Here is a 16533-nt window from a genome sequence, read left to right as displayed (position 1 = left end):
GCCTGGGCAAAGCCGCTAGCATGCGGCGTCCGCTCTTCCTTGCTCTTCTCCTGGAGTCTCCTGCGTTGTCGCGAAAACCTCTCACCCCTGGGCGTGCCGCCGCCGGGGCGGTCCTGCTGCTGCTGAGCGCGGCACTGGGGCTGCCCGCCGCGGCGCAGACACGCCCCGCGCCGGTGGCGCCGGCCTCGCCCGTCGTGCCGCATTCACCGGCCCTGCCGACCACCCCGGCCGTCCCGCCCAGCGCCCCCTCGATCGCCGCCAGCCAGGCGATGCCGTCGGCGCCGGTCTCGGCCAGCGCGCGCCGGCTCTATGACCGCAGCCGTTCGCAGCTGCTGCAGGTCCGCACGCTGTACAACGGCAGCCAGGCCTCGGTGGGGTCGGGTTTTGTCGTCAGCGCCGAAGGCCACGTCATCACCAACTACCACGTCATCAGCCAGCACGCGCTGGAGCCGGAGCGCTACCGCCTGCAGTACCAGACGCCCGAAGGCGACGGCGGCGACATCGAGCTGCTGGACTTCGACGCCCGCCGCGACCTCGCGCTGCTGCGCATCGTGCGCAAGGGCGCCGCGCCGGATCCCCAGGGCGATCCCAAGAACGTGATCGCCCGCATGACGGCCACGCCGCTGGTGTTCCGCAAGGCGGACCAGCCGCTGGCCAAGGGCGAGCGCATCTACTCGATGGGCAACCCGCACGACGTCGCGTTCGCCGTCGTCGAGGGCACGTACAACGGCCTGGTCGAGCGCAGCTTCGATCCGTTGATCTACTACTCCGGCTCGATCAACCCCGGCATGAGCGGCGGTCCGGTCATCGACGAGGACGGCGAGATCGTCGGCATCAACGTGTCCACGATGATCTTCGCGCAGCAGATGAGCTTCCTCGTCCCGGCGGAGCACGCGGCCGCGCTGCTCGCGCGCAGCCGCAACGCCGCGCCGATGAAGGGCGCCGCGTGGCCCAAGCTGCGCCAGCAGCTGATGGCCTACCAGGACGAGCTCTCGCGCAACTTCCTCGCGCAGCCGTGGCGCACGCTCACGCATCCGCGCTATCGCTTCCCGATCCCGCAGGAGGAGTACATGCGCTGCTGGGGGAGCGGCTCCTCCGCCGACGAGCAGGGCCTGCAGATGCAGCGCACGCAATGCCGGATGGAGCATGCGCTGTTCATCAGCGAGTCGCTGCAGACCGGCTACTTCGGCGTCACCGAAGAGGTCTACGACGGCAGCAAGCTCGGCGCGATCCGCTTCTCCGCGATCTATTCGGCGAGCTTCCGCAATGAACGCCTGGGCGGTCCGGATCGCGACCGCACCGCGCCCTACTGCCGCGAGGACTTCGTTCAGCAGAAGGAGGGGCCGCCCTTGCGGGCGGTCGCCTGCCTGCGCGCCTACCGCAAGCTGGAGGGGCTCTTCGACCTGACCGTGCTGGTCACCAACGTGGACGCCGCGACGGAAGGCGCCCTCGGCCGCTTCGACGCCCGCGGCGTCAGCTTCGCGAATGCCACCAAGCTGACGCGTCACTATCTGCAAGGATTCGCATGGACCACGCCGCGGTAATCGAGATCGTCGACCGGGACGGTCATTGCCGGGAAGTGCACCGCGTGCGCGCGTGGCCGCTGCGCATCGGGCGGTCGCCGGATTGCGACCTCGTGCTGTCCGATCCGCACCTGGCCGGCGCCCACGCGCTGCTGCACTGGGACCGCGGCGAACCGGCCGCCGAGCGCAGCGACGAGACCCTGGACGAGCAGGCCGCGCCTGCCGCGGGTGGCCCGGTGCTGGAACTGCTGCCCAGCCAGAACGGCGGATGGCTCGACGGACGCCGGCTCGCGGCGGGCAGCCGCGCGGCGTGGCCGTCGTCGGCCCTGCTGCAGATCGGCACCACGCGGCTGCGGCTGCGCACGGTCCTGGATCCCTTGCCGGCCGAGAAGCCGATGAACCGCGCCGACGAGCCCGTCAAGCGCGACGCGCGGCCGTCGTGGGCGCTGCCCGCCATGCTGGCGCTCTGGGCGCTGATGCTGTGGGGCTCCAACTGGGCGGGCAACGACGGCTCCGCGAGCTGGGTCGACACCGTGAGCGCGCTGCTCGCGCCGATCGGCGTGGCGCTGATCTGGTCGGCGCTCTGGGCGCTCATCACGCAGCTGTTCCGGCACTGGTTCGCGTTCGGCGCCCATCTGTGGCGGGCGCTGGTCGCGACGGTCGCCATGCAGCTGCTGGACCTGCTGCTGCCGCTGGTGGCCTACATGTTCAACGCGCCGCGGCTGCTGGCGCTGGAAACGGTGGTCATGTCGGTGGGGGCCGCGTTGCTGCTGTGGTGGCATGCGACCGTGGTCTGGCCGCGCGCCTCGCGTCGCGTGGCGGTGGGCATCGGCGCGATGTGCCTTGTCGGCCTGGTGCTGACGGTGGGACGGCGCACCGAGCAGCAGTACTGGCTCGGCCCGAACTACATGGCCACGCTGGCCCCGCCGTCCTTGCGCCTGGCCACGCCGAAGCCGGTGGACAGCTTCATCGACGGCATGGACAAGCTCGAGGCCCCGCTGCTGAGGCAGGCCGAGAAGCGCAACGAGCAGGCCGGCGGCAGCGGCGACAACGAGGAGTAGGGCCTAGCCGGTGGTCATCGCGACCGGCGCCGCGCGTGGCGCCGCGCGCCGTCGCAGCCAGGCGACCACCGGCAGCTCGAGCCATCGCCCGATCAGCCACCCGCCGACGACGGCCGCCACGACGGCGATCGAGAAGGTCGCCACTTCCGGCAGTGCGCGATACACGCCGGCTTTTGCCAGCAGCGCCAGCACGATGTTGATGAGCAGGCAGTGGGCGAGGTAGAGCGAGTACGACACCGCGCCGAGCTGCGCGAGCGCGGCCGGCACGCGGACTGCATGGCGCCGTTCCATGGCCACGAGCGTGGCCAGCACCGACGCCGAGGCGAGCCCCAGCGCGACGCGTCCCCCGAAGGCGTGCGCCCCTTGCGGCCCGAGGCGTTCGTAGAGCACGGCGGCGACGAAGATCGCGCCCACCATCCACCCCTGCCACCGGACCAGCGGCAGCGTCGCGCGGCGCGCCAGCAGCCCGGTCGCGACGCCCATCAGGAACTGCAGGCAATGCGGGTCGCCGAGCTTCCAGGGCAGGGTGCCCGGCAGCGCGCCGAAGGTCTGCGCCACGACGAGCGCGGCCCACAGCCCATACAGCGCGAGGCCGCCGCGCAGGTGCAGCAGCAACACGCAGAAGCTCAGATAGAACATCACCTCGTACTGCAGCGACCAGGCGACGCCGACGTACTCCGGCTCCTTCGCCCCGATCCACAGCAGCAGCGTGCCGGGGATGTCGTCGCTGCCCAGCTCCGAGATCGGCGTGCGGCCGGCCAGCAGCCTCGACAGGATCGAGGGTCCGGCGGTCATGGCCAGCACCATCCAGTAGATCGGGAACACGCGCACGAAGCGCTTCCACAGGTAACCCGGCCAGCGGGCCGCGCCGCGGCCCAGCTCCGCGTGGTGGACGAAGGTGATGATGAAGCCGCTCAGGACGAAGAAGAAGTCGACGCCGACGTAGCCGAAGTCGAACACGCCGCCCAGCGCGACATGGCCGGTGAACTGCGGCACGCGCATCAGGTGCGTCGCGTGCATGAGCACCACCGCCAGCGCGGCGAGCGCGCGGGCGGCCTCGATCGAAGCCAGCTTTGGCGCGGCGGCGTGGGGAGACGCGTGTGACGCGTGTGACGCGTGGGGCGCGTGGGAAGGGGCGGTCGGGGCCATGAGGCGGCGGCGCGTCGGCGAGAGCCAGGACAGCCTCGCACGGTACGGCGGCACCGCGGCGTCGGTTCACCGGACGTCCCCCGGGACGGGGGAACCCCTCCAGGGGACAGCGTCGCGCGTGTCGACGCCCGGTCAACGCTCGGTCGACTTCAGTTGGCCGTCAGGCGCTTTTCCATGAAGACCGACAGCGGGTCCTCGGCATAGTTGCCGAACGGCGCGCGGCGGTCGTAGCCCAGCGTCTCGTACAGCTTCAGCGCCTCCGGCTGGTGCACGCCGGTCTCCAGCCGCGCCAGTTCGATGCCTTGCGCCCTGAGGTGGGACTCCAGCTCTTCCATCAACACCTTGGAGATTCCGCGTCCCCGGAAGTGCGGCTGGACGAAGACCCGCTTGATCTCGCCGTAGGGGACTTCCGCGTCGTCGACCACCTTCACCGCCGCGCATCCGGCCAGCCATTCCGCCAGCCACACGCCAATGAAACGCACCCGCGGCTGGGCCAGCGCGTGCGGATCCTCGAGGTGGTTGCTCTCGCTCGGGTAGAGGGCCGCCATGTACGCGTCCGACTGCGCCAGCAGGGACATCGCGGCGGGGCTGTGGGGGTCCAGAGGTTCGATCTGCATGGCCCGAAGGTAGCAACCGATGTGCCCAACCGGGCCGGATCCGCGAAAGACCCTGAAAAGTTCTGCAAGCCAATGTTCGCTTGCAGGGTTGTCATAAGCGTGAAGCAAGCCGATAGGCCGGATTCTGTGCGCGGATCCTCTTGCGATTTTCCGCGTGACCGCCATTCATCTGGGCCGGGCATCACTGCCCGGCTCGGTGCCACCTACCCGCCAGCTCTGCGAGCCGCATCAACGCTGGCCTACTTGGTGTTGCTGCGCGTAGAGATTGCCCGTTTCACCCGAAGCGGGCCTTGCCCGCGTCGGGTGGCTGCTCGGTCTGCGCTTGCGCGCAAGTCCGCGATGCTTGCGCCTCACGGACGAGAGGGCTTGCGCCCTCTCCCTCACAGAACACCCGATTGGCGGAACCCGCTTCGACTCGTCTCTGTTGCTCTGATCCTCGGCTTTCGCCGGGCAGCCGTTAGCTGCTACGCCGCTCTATGCAGTCCGGACCTTCCTCCAGTGCCGTGTTTCCACGATCGCACCAGCGGCGGTCTGGCTTGCTTCACGGGCGCGAGTTTACCCCGGGGGCAGGGGGGCTCAGGGCTGGCCGGCGAGCACGGCCTCGATGGTCCTCTGCACCGCCAGCGCCTCGGCGAAGCCCGGCAGGCTGTGCGAGTGTCCGTCCAGCATCGCCGACCAGTGGCTGAGCTGGTCCGTCATGCCGTTCATGCGCAGCGTCTCGGCGTCGCCCATGCTCTGGACGCGTTCGCCCTGGCGCTGCTGCGTCACGCCGAACCAGTCGCGCAGCTCGATCTCGCCTTCGCTGGCGCGCCACAGCATGCGGTTGTCGTCGGCGCGATCGCCGCCAAGGCTGGCGCTGATCGTCACCGGCACGCCGGCGGCGACCAGTTCCGCCTCCACCGCGAGCTCGGATCCGACGCCGTCGTCCGGGTACTCGACCTGGCTGCGCACGACCTTGGCCGGTCCCAGCACCCGCTGCAGCACGAAGATGAAATGCGACAGCACCTCGCGCGAGAAGCCGCCCTCGGCGCGCTGCGACAGCCAGGCGCCGGCGCCGGCCTGCCAGGGGCGCGGCCACGCGGCGAAGCGCAAGTCGATGGCCACGCCGTGCAGCGCGCCCATCGGCCGCCGCGATCCGGCGCCGAAGGCCAGCTGCAGCTGCGCCAGTCCGGTCGACGACGCGAGCGAGTAATTGACCGCCGCCCGCTGCCGCTCGCGCTCGATGCGCTCGATGCAGGCGCGCGCGGCCTCGAAATCGGTGGTCAGCGGCTTCTCGCACAGCACCACGAGGCCCGCGTCGAACGCCTGTTCCGTCAAGGCGATGTGCGGCCCCGGCGGCGTCGCGATGTAGAGGCCATGCAGGCCCGGCTCGCGGATCAGCGCCTCGGCGCTGGTGGCCGCGCGCAGCAGCGGGTCGTGGGCCAGCGCCTGCGCCAGCACCTCGGGGTTCTCGTCCCAGACGCGGGTCACCCGCAGCCGGGCGTGACCGGCCAGACGCGCCAGCATCCGCTGACCCATCACCCCCAGTCCGACCACCCCAATGCTCAATACGCCTGGCACCACGTTCCCCGCCCGAAGTTCCGCAAAAGTCCCGCAGTGTAGGGGCCCCGCTACACTGCCGGTCATCGCCCGGGACGCCCGGGCGACCCGCGCACGCTTCACCCGCAAGCGGCGTTCCCGGCCTGCATGACGGCCAGCTCCGCGGCTTGCCGGCGTTATCGTCGGCGGCTTCCTCGCACGCTCGCACCGCACCCACGCATGAACCCCGAAGCCAGCCAACTGTGGCGCGCCCCGCGCTGGGCCCTCGCCATCCTGCTGGCCGCGCTGGCCACGGTGGGGCCGTTCTCGATCGACACCTACATCCCGGCCTTCGCCGGCATCGCCCAGGCGCTGGACGCGACGCCGATCGAGATGCAGCAGACGCTGTCGGGCTACCTGCTCGGCTTCGCGGTGATGAACCTGTTCCACGGCGCGCTGTCGGACAGCTTCGGCCGCCGCCCGGTCGTGCTGTGGGGCATGGCGGTCTTCGCGCTGTCCTCGATGGGCTGCGCGCTGGCCGGCAGCATCGGCCAGCTGGTGTTCTGGCGCACAGTGCAGGGGCTGTCGGCGGGGGCGGGCGTGGTGGTCTCGCGCGCCATCATCCGCGACATGTTCCCGCCGTCGGAGGCGCAGCGGGTGATGTCGCAGGTGACGATCTTCTTCGGCCTCGCGCCGGCGATCGCGCCGATGATCGGCGGCTTCCTCTACGTGCACGCCGACTGGCACGCGATCTTCTGGTTCCTGGTCTTCGTCGGCGCGTTGCTGTTCGCGATCACCTGGCGCCTGATGCCGGAGACCCTGCATCGCGACCACCGCCAACCCTTCCATGTCGGCTCGCTGCTGCGGGGCTACCGCTCGCTCGTCGGCAGCCGCCGCTTCCTGCTGCTGGCGCTGACCAGCGGCATCCCGTTCAACGGCATGTTCCTGTACGTGCTGGCCGCGCCGGTCTTCCTCGGCGAACACCTGGGCCTGGCGCCGACGCAGTACTTCATCTTCTTCCTGTTCAGCATCGGCGGGATCATGGGCGGCGCCTGGCTCAGCGGCCGGCTCGCCGGCAAGATCGCGCCGCGCAAGCAGATCCGGCGCGGCTTCCTGATCATGGGCTTCACGTCCGTCGCCAACATCGTCTGCAACCTGACGCTGCCGCACAGCCCGCTGTGGGCCTTTCCGCTGATCAGCAGCTTCGCCTTCGGCTGGGCGCTGATGGTGCCGGTGGTGACGCTGCTGGTGCTGGACCAGGCACCCGAGCGCCGCGGCATGGCTTCCTCGCTGCAGGCCTGCATCGGCAGCGCGGCCAACGGCCTGGTGGCGGGCGTGCTGGTGCCGCTGGTGATGCACTCGATGCTCGCGCTGGCGGTGACCTCCGCCGCGATGATGTGCATCGGGCTGGTTGCCTGGACCTGGGTCAAGCGCGAGGTGTCCGCGGCGGCGCCGCCCGCGTGACATCGGAACATCGGACATCGGCACATCGGCACATCGGCACATCGGGCGACCCTCAAGATGCCCGGCCAGGCTCCGAAATAGACAGGGCGATCCTTCTGTCGTTCCCGGAGTTCCCTTTCATGTCTGACCGTCCCGGATCCGGTGTCCTGCTGCCGGCGGCCCTCTGCCTGTCCCTGCTGCTGCCCGGCGCGCTCCGCGCGGCCGAGCCCGCGCCTGCGCCCGCTCCGAAAGGGGAGGCGTCCGGGGAACAGTTGCGTGACCGCCTGGCGGACCGCCTGAAGGAGGACGCCGCCGCGCTCAAGCTGAGCACCAGACCGGCCGGCGCGGCGGTGGACGTGAAAACCGCCAACCCGGTTGACCTGCGCGCGCGCGCGCGCCGCCAAGCCCGCGGTGGCGGCCTCCGCGGCGAAATCCTCGATCCCCTGGGCCTACACCGGCGAAGGCGCGCCCGACAAATGGGGCCAACTGCAGCCTGAGTTCCGCCAATGCGCGATCGGCACCCGCCAGAGCCCGATCGACCTGCGCGACACGATCAAGGTCGATCAGGAGCGCATCCAGTTCGACTACAAGCCCAGCAGCTTCTCCGTGGTCGACAACGGCCACACGATCCAGGTGAATGTGGCGGCGGGCAATGCCCTGACGATCATGGGTCGGCGCTACGAACTGCAGCAGTTCCACTTCCATCGCCCGAGCGAGGAGCGCATCAACGGCCGCCAGTACGACATGGTGGCCCACCTGGTCCACAAGGATGCCGAGGGGCGCCAGGCCACGGTGGCGGTGCTGCTGGAGCGCGGCCAGGACCAGGCGCTGATCCAGACGGTCTGGAACTACCTGCCGCTCGAACGCGGCGATACCTATACGGCGCCGGTTCCCATCGACCTCACCCAGTTGCTGCCGCGGGACCAGGCCTACTTCTCGTACATGGGCTCGATGACCACGCCGCCCTGCAGCGAAGGCGTGCTGTGGCTGGTGCTGCGCCAACCGGTGCAGGTGTCGTCGCAGCAGATCTCGGTGTTCTCGCACCTGTACCCGATGAACGCCCGGCCGCTGCAGGCGCAGTCGGGCCGTCTGATCAAGGAATCGAACTGAATCAGCGAAGGGTTCGTCTCTTCAATTTCTGAGCCGCGGAAAGCACTGTTTCCGCTTTGGGCCGGGGCGGTGACCACCGTCACGCCTCGGCCTTCTTCTTGGTGGAAACCCTTGGTTGGAGGTGACGCTACCCGCACAATGCCGGCCTCCTCCCCCCCCCCCCGGACTCCCACCGTGTTGAAGACCATCAAATCGCGCCTGATCGCCATCAGCATCCTGATCGTCGTGGCGGCCGTCGCGCTCGCCACCTTCGCCAGCTACTGGGCCGTGCGCGATCATGCGCGCCGCCAGGTGCAGGCCCAACTGACCGATCTGGCCACCGCCAATGCCGCCGGCATCGCCGCGTGGGTGAAGACGCAGAAGGACGTGGTCACCGCGATGGCACCGGCCGCGCAGCTCGAGGACCCGCGCCCCGTGCTGACACAGGCCTTGCAGTCGGGCCGGCTGGATCTGGCCTACGTCGGCGGCGCGGACAAGCGGATGATCTCCATCCCCGACCGCCAACGCCCGGCGGAGTACGACCCGACCGGCCGCGGCTGGTACAAGCTGGCGTCCGGCACGGACCAGACGGTGATCACCGCGCCCTACGTGGCGGCGTCGAGCAAGAAGCTGGTCGTGACCTTCGCCAGTGCGGTGCGCGCGGGCGGCGAACTCAAGGCCGTGGTGGGCACCGACGTGGCGCTGGACGACATCGTCGCGACGATGAAGTCGATCAAGCCGACCGCGAGCGGTTTTGCGATGCTGCTGGACAAGCAGGGCACCGTCATTGCGCACCCGGACGCGGCACTGACCTTGAAGCCGGTGAAGGACCTGTCCGCCGCGATCGACGGCGCGTTGCTGTCGACCGCCCATGGCGACGAGCCGACGCTGGCCGAGGTCGGCGCCGCCCGCTTTTTCCTGAAGGCCGTGGACGTGCCCGGCACGGACTGGGTGCTGGTGGCCGCAGCCGAGCGCAACGAGGCTCTGGCCGCGCTGTCCGACGTGCTGCGCAACGCGGGCTTGACGATGCTGGTCGTGACGATTGTGGCGGCACTGGTCGCCGCCGCGGCGGTCGGTGCGTTGCTCAAAGGCCTGGCTGGCATCAAGCGCGCGATGAACGACATCGGCGCCGGCGAGGGCGATCTCAGCCAGCGCCTGCAGGTGCGTGGCGAGGACGAGCTTGCCGACATCTCGCGCGGCTTCAACCAGTTCGTGCACAAGATCGAGCAGGTGATGCTGCAGGTGCGCGAGACCAGCCAGTCGATCGCGGTCGCGTCGCGCCAGATCGCCGCCGGCAACCATGACCTGAGCCAGCGTACCGAGGAAACGGCCAGCAACCTGCAGGAGACGGCGAGCTCGATGGAGGAGCTCAACAGCACCGTGGCCAACAGTGCCGCCAACGCCGACCAGGCGCGGCAACTGGCTGATACCGCCAGCCGCGTCGCGCGCCAGGGCGGCGAGGCGATGGGCCAGGTGGTCGCGACGATGCAGGACATCAGCACCAGCTCGCGGCAGATCGGCGACATCATCGGCACGATCGACGGCATCGCCTTCCAGACCAACATCCTCGCGCTGAACGCCGCCGTCGAGGCCGCGCGTGCGGGCGAGCAGGGCCGCGGTTTCGCGGTCGTGGCGAGCGAGGTGCGTGCGCTGGCGCAGCGTTCGGCCGGCGCGGCCAAGGAGATCAAGACGCTGATCACGGCCAGTGTCGAGCGCGTCGACACTGGCGCGCGCCAGGTGTCCTCCGCCGGCGAGACGATGAACGAGGTCGTCGGCAGCGTGCAGCGTGTGGCGCAGATGATCGGCGAGATCAGCCACACCGCGCAGGAGCAGAGCCACGGCATCGGCCAGGTGAACGTGGCCGTCGCGCAGCTGGACCAGGTGACGCAGCAGAACGCGTCGCTGGTCGAGGAATCGGCGGCTGCCGCGGAAAGTCTCAAGGACCAGGCGCAGAAGCTGGCCGACGTCGTCGGCACCTTCCGCCTGAGCGGCTCGGCGTCGACGACGTTCTGATCCCCGCCGCTCTTACCCCCTCTCCCGCTTGCGGGAGAGGGAAGGGGTGAGGGCCAGCGGCCTGCGCAGGATGGCGATGCCGGGCGTGCCGCTCAGCGCGCCGGATCGACCGCGTGGAAGCGCAGGAACATGTCGGTCGCCGAATCGGCCACCTGCCGCTGCTGCGCCTTGTCCAGCGGCGGCTGTCCCATCGTGATCTGCGGCCAGAAGGCGAAGCCCTTGACCAGGGCCTGCAGCTGCGCCGCGGCGAAGGCCGGATCCCCGTCCTTGAGGCGGCCGTCCGCCATCGCCGCGCGGATCCACACGGTCAGCGCTTCCTCTCGGCCGCCGAGCCGGCACAGCATCTCCCGCGCGCGTTGCGGCGCGTGGATCGCCTCGGCGATCAGGACCCGCGCCAGATCCAGGAACTGCGGGTCGTCGCTCATCGCGAGCTTCTGCTCGACCAGCGTCAGCAACTGCTCGCGCAACGGCCGGTCGGCGCGGTAGGTCAGCTTGAGCTTCGCCTCGGTCGCGACCCAGAGCCGCTCCAGGATCGCGTCGAACAGGGCGTCCTTGCCGCTGAAATGGTTGTAGACGGTGCGCTTGGACACCTGCGCGCGGCCCGCGATGCGGTCCATGTTCGCGACCTCGAAACCATGCTCGCGGAACTCCGCGATGGCCGCGTCGACGATCGCCTGGCGCTTGCGGTCGGTCAGCCGCATGCGCTCCGCCTCGCCGTAGGCGGCGAGTTCCTCGGGAGCGAGCGGCGCTGGCAGGGGGCGGGCGGCGTCGGAAGTCATGGGATCAATCTTACACCGGGGAGTTTACTTTTCAGGATTGAGCGTCTAGACTGCTGAAAAACTACACTGTGTAGTGCAAGTTTTCAAATGAGCCCTCAGTCTCCCCGCCACCCCGTCGTCCGCAGCGCCCGCGCCTTGTTGCCGCGCTCCTTGAGCGCGCTGAGCAGCGTTGCCGCCGTCCTGATTGTTGGAGCCCTCGCCATGACCGCTTCCCGCGTGATGTCCTCGCCCGCCGCCATCCCCTCGAAGGGCGTCTCCGCCCCCGCGCCGGAGGGCACCCAGCCCGCCGTCGAGCAGTCGCCGCAATGGGCGAAGGGCCAGTTCCACAACCCCGCGGTGGAGCCCGAGCAGGGCTTCTGGAAGACGATGGGCATCATGTGGGACTTCATGTTCCACAAGCCTGCCGGCACCGCGCCGGACACGCCCATCGAGGTGCAGGCGCTGACCAAGGCCCAGTTGCTGGCCGCGCCGGACCGGACGCTGTTCCGCCTCGGTCATTCAACCGTGCTGCTGAAGCTGCGCGGCCGCTTCTGGCTGACGGATCCGGTGTTCTCGGAGCGCGCGTCGCCGTTCTGGTTCATGGGTCCGAAGCGCTTCCACGCGCCGCCGATCGCCCTCGACGAGTTGCCGGAGATCGAGGCGGTGATCCTGTCGCATGACCACTACGACCACCTCGACCACGACACCGTGCTCGCGCTGGCGCCCAAGGTGCGCCACTTCGTGACGCCGCTGGGCGTGGGGCAGCGCCTCATCGACTGGGGCGTCCCCGCGGCCAAGGTGCAGCAGTTCGACTGGTGGCAGGGCACGTCGATCGCGGGCGTGCAGTTGACCGCGACCCCCGCGCAGCATTTCTCGGGCCGCAGCCTGAGCGACCGCAACTCGACGCTGTGGGCCTCGTGGGTGCTGATCGACGACGACCTGCGCGTGTTCTTCAGCGGCGACACCGGCTACTTCGACGGCTTCAAGGCGATCGGCGACCGCTTCGGCCCCTTCGACCTGACGCTGATGGAAACCGGCGCCTACGACCCGCGCTGGCCCTACGTCCACATGCAGCCGGAGCAGACGATGCAGGCGCATGTCGACCTGAAGGGCAAGCGCCTGCTGCCGATCCACAACGGCACCTTCGACCTGGCGATGCACCGCTGGCAGGACCCGTTCGAGCGCATCAGCGCCCTGGCGCGGCTGCGCAACGTGGAGCTCGTGACGCCGGTGATCGGTTCGCCGTTGGCGATCGAACAGCCGGGGCCGACGCCGCAGTGGTGGCAGGGCGCAGCCGTCGCTTCGCCGGTCTCCACGAGCGCCGGCCAGCCGGCGGCCGCATCGACCGCCGCATCCGTTGTGACCCCCTGAGCCTCGGCCGCTAGGTTTCGAACCGCTCTCCCACCAAAAGCCCGGCCTGGCCGGGCTTTTTGCATGGCTCCACTTTTCCGCCACTGTCGGACGGTGGATAGCTCATTGAGGCAGGGTGGGAGCGCGGCTGGCCCCCACAGTGGTGCCTCCGCCTGAGGGTCGCTGTCCCGGTTTCAGGCGGGTACGACAGTCGATTTGAGTTGATCCATCACTTGCACTGCAGTTGTTAAGTCCTTCATTTTGAACGACTTTTATTTCACGCACTGGCTTGAAAATGGGAGCTAAGTAATTGATTTGATTGGGAAAAACGCCAAATTACCTTGACCGGGGCGCGGCCCGCCATTAAAGTGGGAGAAAGTGCAATTCGGTGGGGCAAAGTGGCGAATGTCGTGTTTCAGGGGGCGAGTGCCTTGGCGTTGGACGCCAAGGGGCGCTTGACCGTCCCTGCTCGGCACCGCGAGGTCCTGCAGGCGCTGTGCGGCGGCCAGCTCACGCTGACCAAGCACCCCGAAGGCTGCCTGATGGTCTTCCCCCGTCCCGCCTGGGAACAGTTCCGCGACAAGGTCGCCGCGCTGCCCATGTCCGCCGCCGGCTGGAAGCGCGTCTTCCTCGGCAACGCCCAGGATGTCGAGATCGATTCCGCCGCCCGCGTGCTGATCGCGCCGGAGCTGCGCACCGCCGCCGGGCTGCAGAAGGACACGATGCTCCTCGGCATGGGCAGCCACTTCGAGCTCTGGGACGCCCAGGCCTACGCCGCCCATGAGGCCGCCGTGATGCAGTCCGAGATGCCGGCCGTGCTCCAGGACTTCAGCTTCTGACCGTCATGAGCGAGCAGTCCTCTTCCTCCACCGCCCCCGCCTTCGCCCACACGACCGTGCTGCTGCACGAGACGGTGGACGGCGCCTTCACGACCCCCGACGGCATCTATGTGGACGGCACCTTCGGGCGCGGCGGCCACTCCCGCCTGCTGCTGTCACGGCTGGGGGAGAAGGGACGGTTGATTGCCATCGACCGCGACCCGGAAGCGGTCGCGGCCGCAACGTCCGGACAGACGCGGGTCGACGACCCGCGTTTCCACATCTGCCACAGCGCGTTCGCCGACATGGGCGCGCAACTCGACGCGCTGGGCGTCGACCAGGTCGACGGCATCCTGCTGGACCTGGGCGTCTCCAGCCCGCAGATCGACAACCCGGAGCGCGGCTTCAGCTTCCGCTTCGACGGCCCCCTCGACATGCGCATGGACACGACGCGGGGCGAAAGCGCCGCCGAGTTGATCGCCCGCGCGGAGGTGGACCAACTTGCACAGGTGATCCGCGACTATGGCGAAGAACGGTTTGCTCTCCCGATTGCAAAGGCGCTTGTGGCTCGCCGGGAAGGCGGGCGCCCTGTCCGGACAACCGCCGAGCTTTCCCAAGTCGTGGCTGGTGCAGTCAAAACCCGCGAGCCGGGCAAGGATCCTTCGACGCGCACATTTCAGGCTCTACGGATATTCGTCAACGCCGAGCTTGAAGAGTTGCAGCAGGGGCTGAAGGCCGCGCTGGCCAAGCTCAAGCCGGGCGGCCGGCTGGCGGTGATCAGCTTCCATTCGCTGGAAGACCGCATCGTCAAGAACTTCATCGCTGAACACAGCAAGGAAGTATTCGACCGCCGCGCTCCGTTCGCCGAACCCAAGCCGCAACCGCTGCGCGCCATCGCGCGCGTCAAGCCCAGCGAGGACGAGGTGCGCGGCAACCCGCGCTCGCGCTCCGCGATCCTGCGGGTGGCCGAGCGCACCGACGCGCCGCTGCCGCCGCCGGTCGCCGAGGACACTGGCAAGCGCAAGAAGGGGGGCCGTCGATGATCGGCCGCCTGAACCTGCTGCTGATCGCCGCGGTGATGGTGTCCGGCATCTACATGGTGCGCAGCGCCTATGAATCGCGCCGCCTGTTCACCGAGCTCGACCGTGCGCAGACCGAGGGCCGCCGGCTCGACGCCGACTACCAGAAGCTGATGGCCGACCGCCAGGCGCAGGCGACCAACCTGCGCGTCGAGCAGGTCGCGCGCGAGCGGCTGAAGATGCGTCCGATCTCGCCGGCGATCACGTTCAATCCGGAGGCGCCGGCGATCGAGGCCAGCGGTGTGCGCGGTCGTGCGCAGCCTCCAGTGCAAGGAGCCGCCCGATGATCGGCAAGCTCCGCAAGAAGCTGGGCAACAGCGCCCGGAACGCCTCGCGCAACGCAGCGCGCAACGGCTCGACGCGTGGCGTCAGCTATTCGAGCAGCCCGCTGCTGGCGTCGAAGACGCCGCCGTGGCGCTCGCGGTTCCTGGTCGCGCTGGTGGGCCTGGCGTTCACCGGCCTGCTGGCGCGCGCGGCCTACATCCAGCTGATCGGCGAGGACTTCTTCCAGCGCCAGGGCGAAGCCCGCTACGCCCACAAGATGGAGCTGCCGGCCAGTCGCGGCAAGATCAGCGACCGCAGCGGCCAGGTGCTGGCCGCCAGCGTGGCCGTGCCGTCGATCTGGGCCTTCCCGAAGGAAGTCGACACCGATCCCGACAAGCGCCGCCAGCTCGCGAAGCTGCTCGACATGTCGCGCGCGGAGCTCGACAAGCGCCTCGACCCGGCCAACCGTTTCGTGTTCCTGCGCCGCCAGGCCGACGACGAGACCGCCCGCAAGATCAAGGAACTCGGCCTGAAGGGCGTGTTCCAGGACCGCGAATACAAGCGCCAGTACCCCGAGGGCGAAGCCGCCGCGCACATCGTCGGTTTCACCAACATCGAGGAGCAGGGCCAGGAAGGCATCGAGCTCGCGTTCCAGAAGGACCTGCAGGGCCGCGACGGTTCGCGCTCGGTCGTGCGCGACCGGCTGGGCCGCGTCGTCGAGGACATCGGCGAGCGCGTGCCCGAGACCAACGGCAAGGACATCGAGCTGTCGATCGACGCGAAGGTGCAGTTCTTCGCCTACCAGCGCGTGCGCGACGCGGTGGCGGAGAACAAGGCCAAGGCCGGCTCGGTGGTCGTGCTGGATGCCCACACCGGCGAGGTGCTGGCGCTGGCCAACTTCCCGAGCTACGACCCGGGTCACCGCCAGAACCTGTCCGGCGAGCAACTGCGCAATCGCGCGCTGACCGACGTCTTCGAGCCGGGCTCGACGATGAAGCCGTTCACGACCGCGCTGGCGCTGGAGACCGGCCGGGTGCGTCCCGACACGCTGCTGAGCACCGGTCCGCGCAGCGTGGTGATCTCCGGCTGGTCGCCGACCGATGCGCACCCGCACGGCGACCTGACGGTGACGCAGGTGATCCAGAAGTCCAGCAACATCGGCGCCGCGCGGATGGCGCTGATGATGCAGCCGCGCGAGATGCACGAGATGTTCACCGCGATCGGCCTGGGCCAGCGGCCGCAGATCGACTTCCCCGGCGCGGTGACCGGCAAGCTGCGCCCGTGGAAGAGCTGGCGTCCGATCGAGCAGGCGACGATGAGCTACGGCTACGGCCTGTCCGCGTCGCTGCTGCAACTGGCGCGCGCCTACACGGTCTTCGCGCGCGAGGGCGACATCATCCCCCATCACGATGACCCGGCGCCCGGCCGACCAGCCGGTGAACGGCATCAAGGTCTTCAGCCCGAAGGTCGCCGCGGACATCCGCGGGATGCTGCAGATGGCGGCCGGCCCGGGCGGCACGGCGCCGCAGGCGATGGTTCCCGGCTACAGCGTCGGCGGCAAGTCCGGCACGGCGCACAAGCAAGAAGGCAAGGGCTATGCGAGCCACAAATACCGTTCGTGGTTCGTGGGCATCGCACCGATTTCCAAGCCGCGCATCATCGTTGCGGTGATGGTCGACGAGCCGAAGAACGGCCAGTACTTCGGCGGTGCCGTCGCGGGTCCGGTCTTCAGCCAGGTCGTGGCGCAGACGCTCAGATTGCTGGGCGAGCCGCCGGACCTCGACGTGAAGCCGCAGATCGTGGCGCAGCAACGGCTGCAAGCCGTCGACGAGAGTTTCTGAGCGGGCACGA

14 protein-coding genes, 1 other RNA gene and 1 pseudogene are annotated in these 16533 nt (G+C 69.3%); 11 read left to right on the top strand and 5 right to left on the bottom strand.

Going from position 1 to position 16533, the window contains the following annotated elements:
• Positions 1 to 65: 65 nt before the first annotated feature.
• Positions 66 to 1544 (top strand): trypsin-like peptidase domain-containing protein, encoded by a 1479-nt coding sequence (locus ACFJIX_RS01295; RefSeq protein ID WP_377157145.1) that lies wholly within the window; start codon positions 66 to 68, stop codon positions 1542 to 1544.
• Positions 1526 to 2584 carry an FHA domain-containing protein gene (locus tag ACFJIX_RS01290; protein ID WP_377157144.1) on the top strand — a complete coding sequence of 353 codons (1059 nt, stop codon included), beginning with the start codon at positions 1526 to 1528 and terminating at the stop codon, positions 2582 to 2584. The genes ACFJIX_RS01295 and ACFJIX_RS01290 overlap by 19 nt, the downstream gene beginning before the upstream one ends.
• A gap of 3 nt (positions 2585 to 2587) precedes the next feature.
• Here the strand turns inward: ACFJIX_RS01290 and ACFJIX_RS01285 are convergent, their stop codons facing one another.
• From ACFJIX_RS01285 to ACFJIX_RS01270, 4 genes are all read right to left on the bottom strand, one after another.
• On the bottom strand, positions 2588 to 3733 hold the full coding sequence (locus tag ACFJIX_RS01285) for an acyltransferase family protein (protein WP_377157143.1): 1146 nt from the start codon (positions 3731 to 3733) through the stop codon (positions 2588 to 2590).
• A 149-nt stretch (positions 3734 to 3882) separates the two neighbouring features.
• Positions 3883 to 4350, bottom strand: coding sequence for a GNAT family N-acetyltransferase (locus tag ACFJIX_RS01280; RefSeq protein ID WP_377157141.1), 468 nt, complete (start codon positions 4348 to 4350; stop codon positions 3883 to 3885).
• Between the two features lie 97 nt (positions 4351 to 4447).
• An RNA gene (gene rnpB / locus ACFJIX_RS01275) (RNase P RNA component class A) lies at positions 4448 to 4893 on the bottom strand.
• A 33-nt stretch (positions 4894 to 4926) separates the two neighbouring features.
• Entirely contained in the window at positions 4927 to 5886 is a 960-nt protein-coding gene (locus tag ACFJIX_RS01270; RefSeq protein ID WP_377157139.1) for a Gfo/Idh/MocA family protein, read from the bottom strand.
• Positions 5887 to 6108: 222 nt separating this feature from the next.
• Here ACFJIX_RS01270 and ACFJIX_RS01265 point away from each other — a divergent pair, with 222 nt between their 5' ends.
• The 4 genes from ACFJIX_RS01265 to ACFJIX_RS01250 all read left to right on the top strand — a co-directional run bounded on the left by ACFJIX_RS01265 (position 6109) and on the right by ACFJIX_RS01250 (position 10413).
• Complete coding sequence (locus ACFJIX_RS01265) at positions 6109 to 7332, top strand: multidrug effflux MFS transporter (RefSeq protein ID WP_377157138.1); 1224 nt, start codon at positions 6109 to 6111, stop codon at positions 7330 to 7332.
• A gap of 119 nt (positions 7333 to 7451) precedes the next feature.
• Positions 7452 to 7808 (top strand): hypothetical protein, encoded by a 357-nt coding sequence (locus tag ACFJIX_RS01260; protein WP_377157136.1) that lies wholly within the window; start codon positions 7452 to 7454, stop codon positions 7806 to 7808.
• Positions 7723 to 8421 (top strand): carbonic anhydrase, encoded by a 699-nt coding sequence (locus ACFJIX_RS01255; RefSeq protein ID WP_377157135.1) that lies wholly within the window; start codon positions 7723 to 7725, stop codon positions 8419 to 8421. The genes ACFJIX_RS01260 and ACFJIX_RS01255 overlap by 86 nt, the downstream gene beginning before the upstream one ends.
• Before the next feature lie 174 nt (positions 8422 to 8595).
• Positions 8596 to 10413: a methyl-accepting chemotaxis protein gene (locus tag ACFJIX_RS01250; protein ID WP_377157133.1), complete on the top strand. Its 1818-nt coding sequence runs from the start codon at positions 8596 to 8598 to the stop codon at positions 10411 to 10413.
• 92 nt (positions 10414 to 10505) lie between these two features.
• Here ACFJIX_RS01250 and ACFJIX_RS01245 read toward each other — a convergent pair whose 3' ends face one another.
• The gene (locus tag ACFJIX_RS01245; protein ID WP_377161539.1) at positions 10506 to 11114 is read right to left on the bottom strand and encodes a TetR/AcrR family transcriptional regulator; all 609 of its coding nucleotides are present in this window, start codon (positions 11112 to 11114) and stop codon (positions 10506 to 10508) included.
• A gap of 297 nt (positions 11115 to 11411) precedes the next feature.
• Between ACFJIX_RS01245 and ACFJIX_RS01240 the strand changes: the two genes are divergently transcribed.
• The 5 genes and pseudogenes from ACFJIX_RS01240 (at position 11412) to ACFJIX_RS01220 (ending at position 16523) form a co-directional block, all read left to right on the top strand.
• The gene (locus ACFJIX_RS01240; RefSeq protein WP_377161537.1) at positions 11412 to 12542 is read left to right on the top strand and encodes an MBL fold metallo-hydrolase; all 1131 of its coding nucleotides are present in this window, start codon (positions 11412 to 11414) and stop codon (positions 12540 to 12542) included.
• A 389-nt stretch (positions 12543 to 12931) separates the two neighbouring features.
• Positions 12932 to 13360 carry a division/cell wall cluster transcriptional repressor MraZ gene (mraZ, locus tag ACFJIX_RS01235; protein ID WP_331614200.1) on the top strand — a complete coding sequence of 143 codons (429 nt, stop codon included), beginning with the start codon at positions 12932 to 12934 and terminating at the stop codon, positions 13358 to 13360.
• A gap of 5 nt (positions 13361 to 13365) precedes the next feature.
• On the top strand, positions 13366 to 14382 hold the full coding sequence (gene rsmH / locus ACFJIX_RS01230; RefSeq protein WP_377157131.1) for a 16S rRNA (cytosine(1402)-N(4))-methyltransferase RsmH: 1017 nt from the start codon (positions 13366 to 13368) through the stop codon (positions 14380 to 14382).
• Positions 14379 to 14705 carry a cell division protein FtsL gene (gene ftsL / locus ACFJIX_RS01225; RefSeq protein ID WP_377157130.1) on the top strand — a complete coding sequence of 109 codons (327 nt, stop codon included), beginning with the start codon at positions 14379 to 14381 and terminating at the stop codon, positions 14703 to 14705. The genes rsmH and ftsL overlap by 4 nt, the downstream gene beginning before the upstream one ends.
• Positions 14702 to 16523, top strand: a pseudogene (locus ACFJIX_RS01220) (peptidoglycan D,D-transpeptidase FtsI family protein). The gene ftsL and the pseudogene ACFJIX_RS01220 overlap by 4 nt, the downstream one beginning before the upstream one ends.
• Positions 16524 to 16533: the final 10 nt, after the last annotated feature.

This window comes from Roseateles sp. UC29_93 (genome assembly GCF_042695725.1).
In the GTDB taxonomy this organism is placed as follows: Bacteria; Pseudomonadota; Gammaproteobacteria; order Burkholderiales; family Burkholderiaceae_C; genus Roseateles; species Roseateles noduli_A.
Note: the sequence above shows the minus strand (reverse complement) of the source record. Positions and strands in the feature narration are given on the sequence as shown.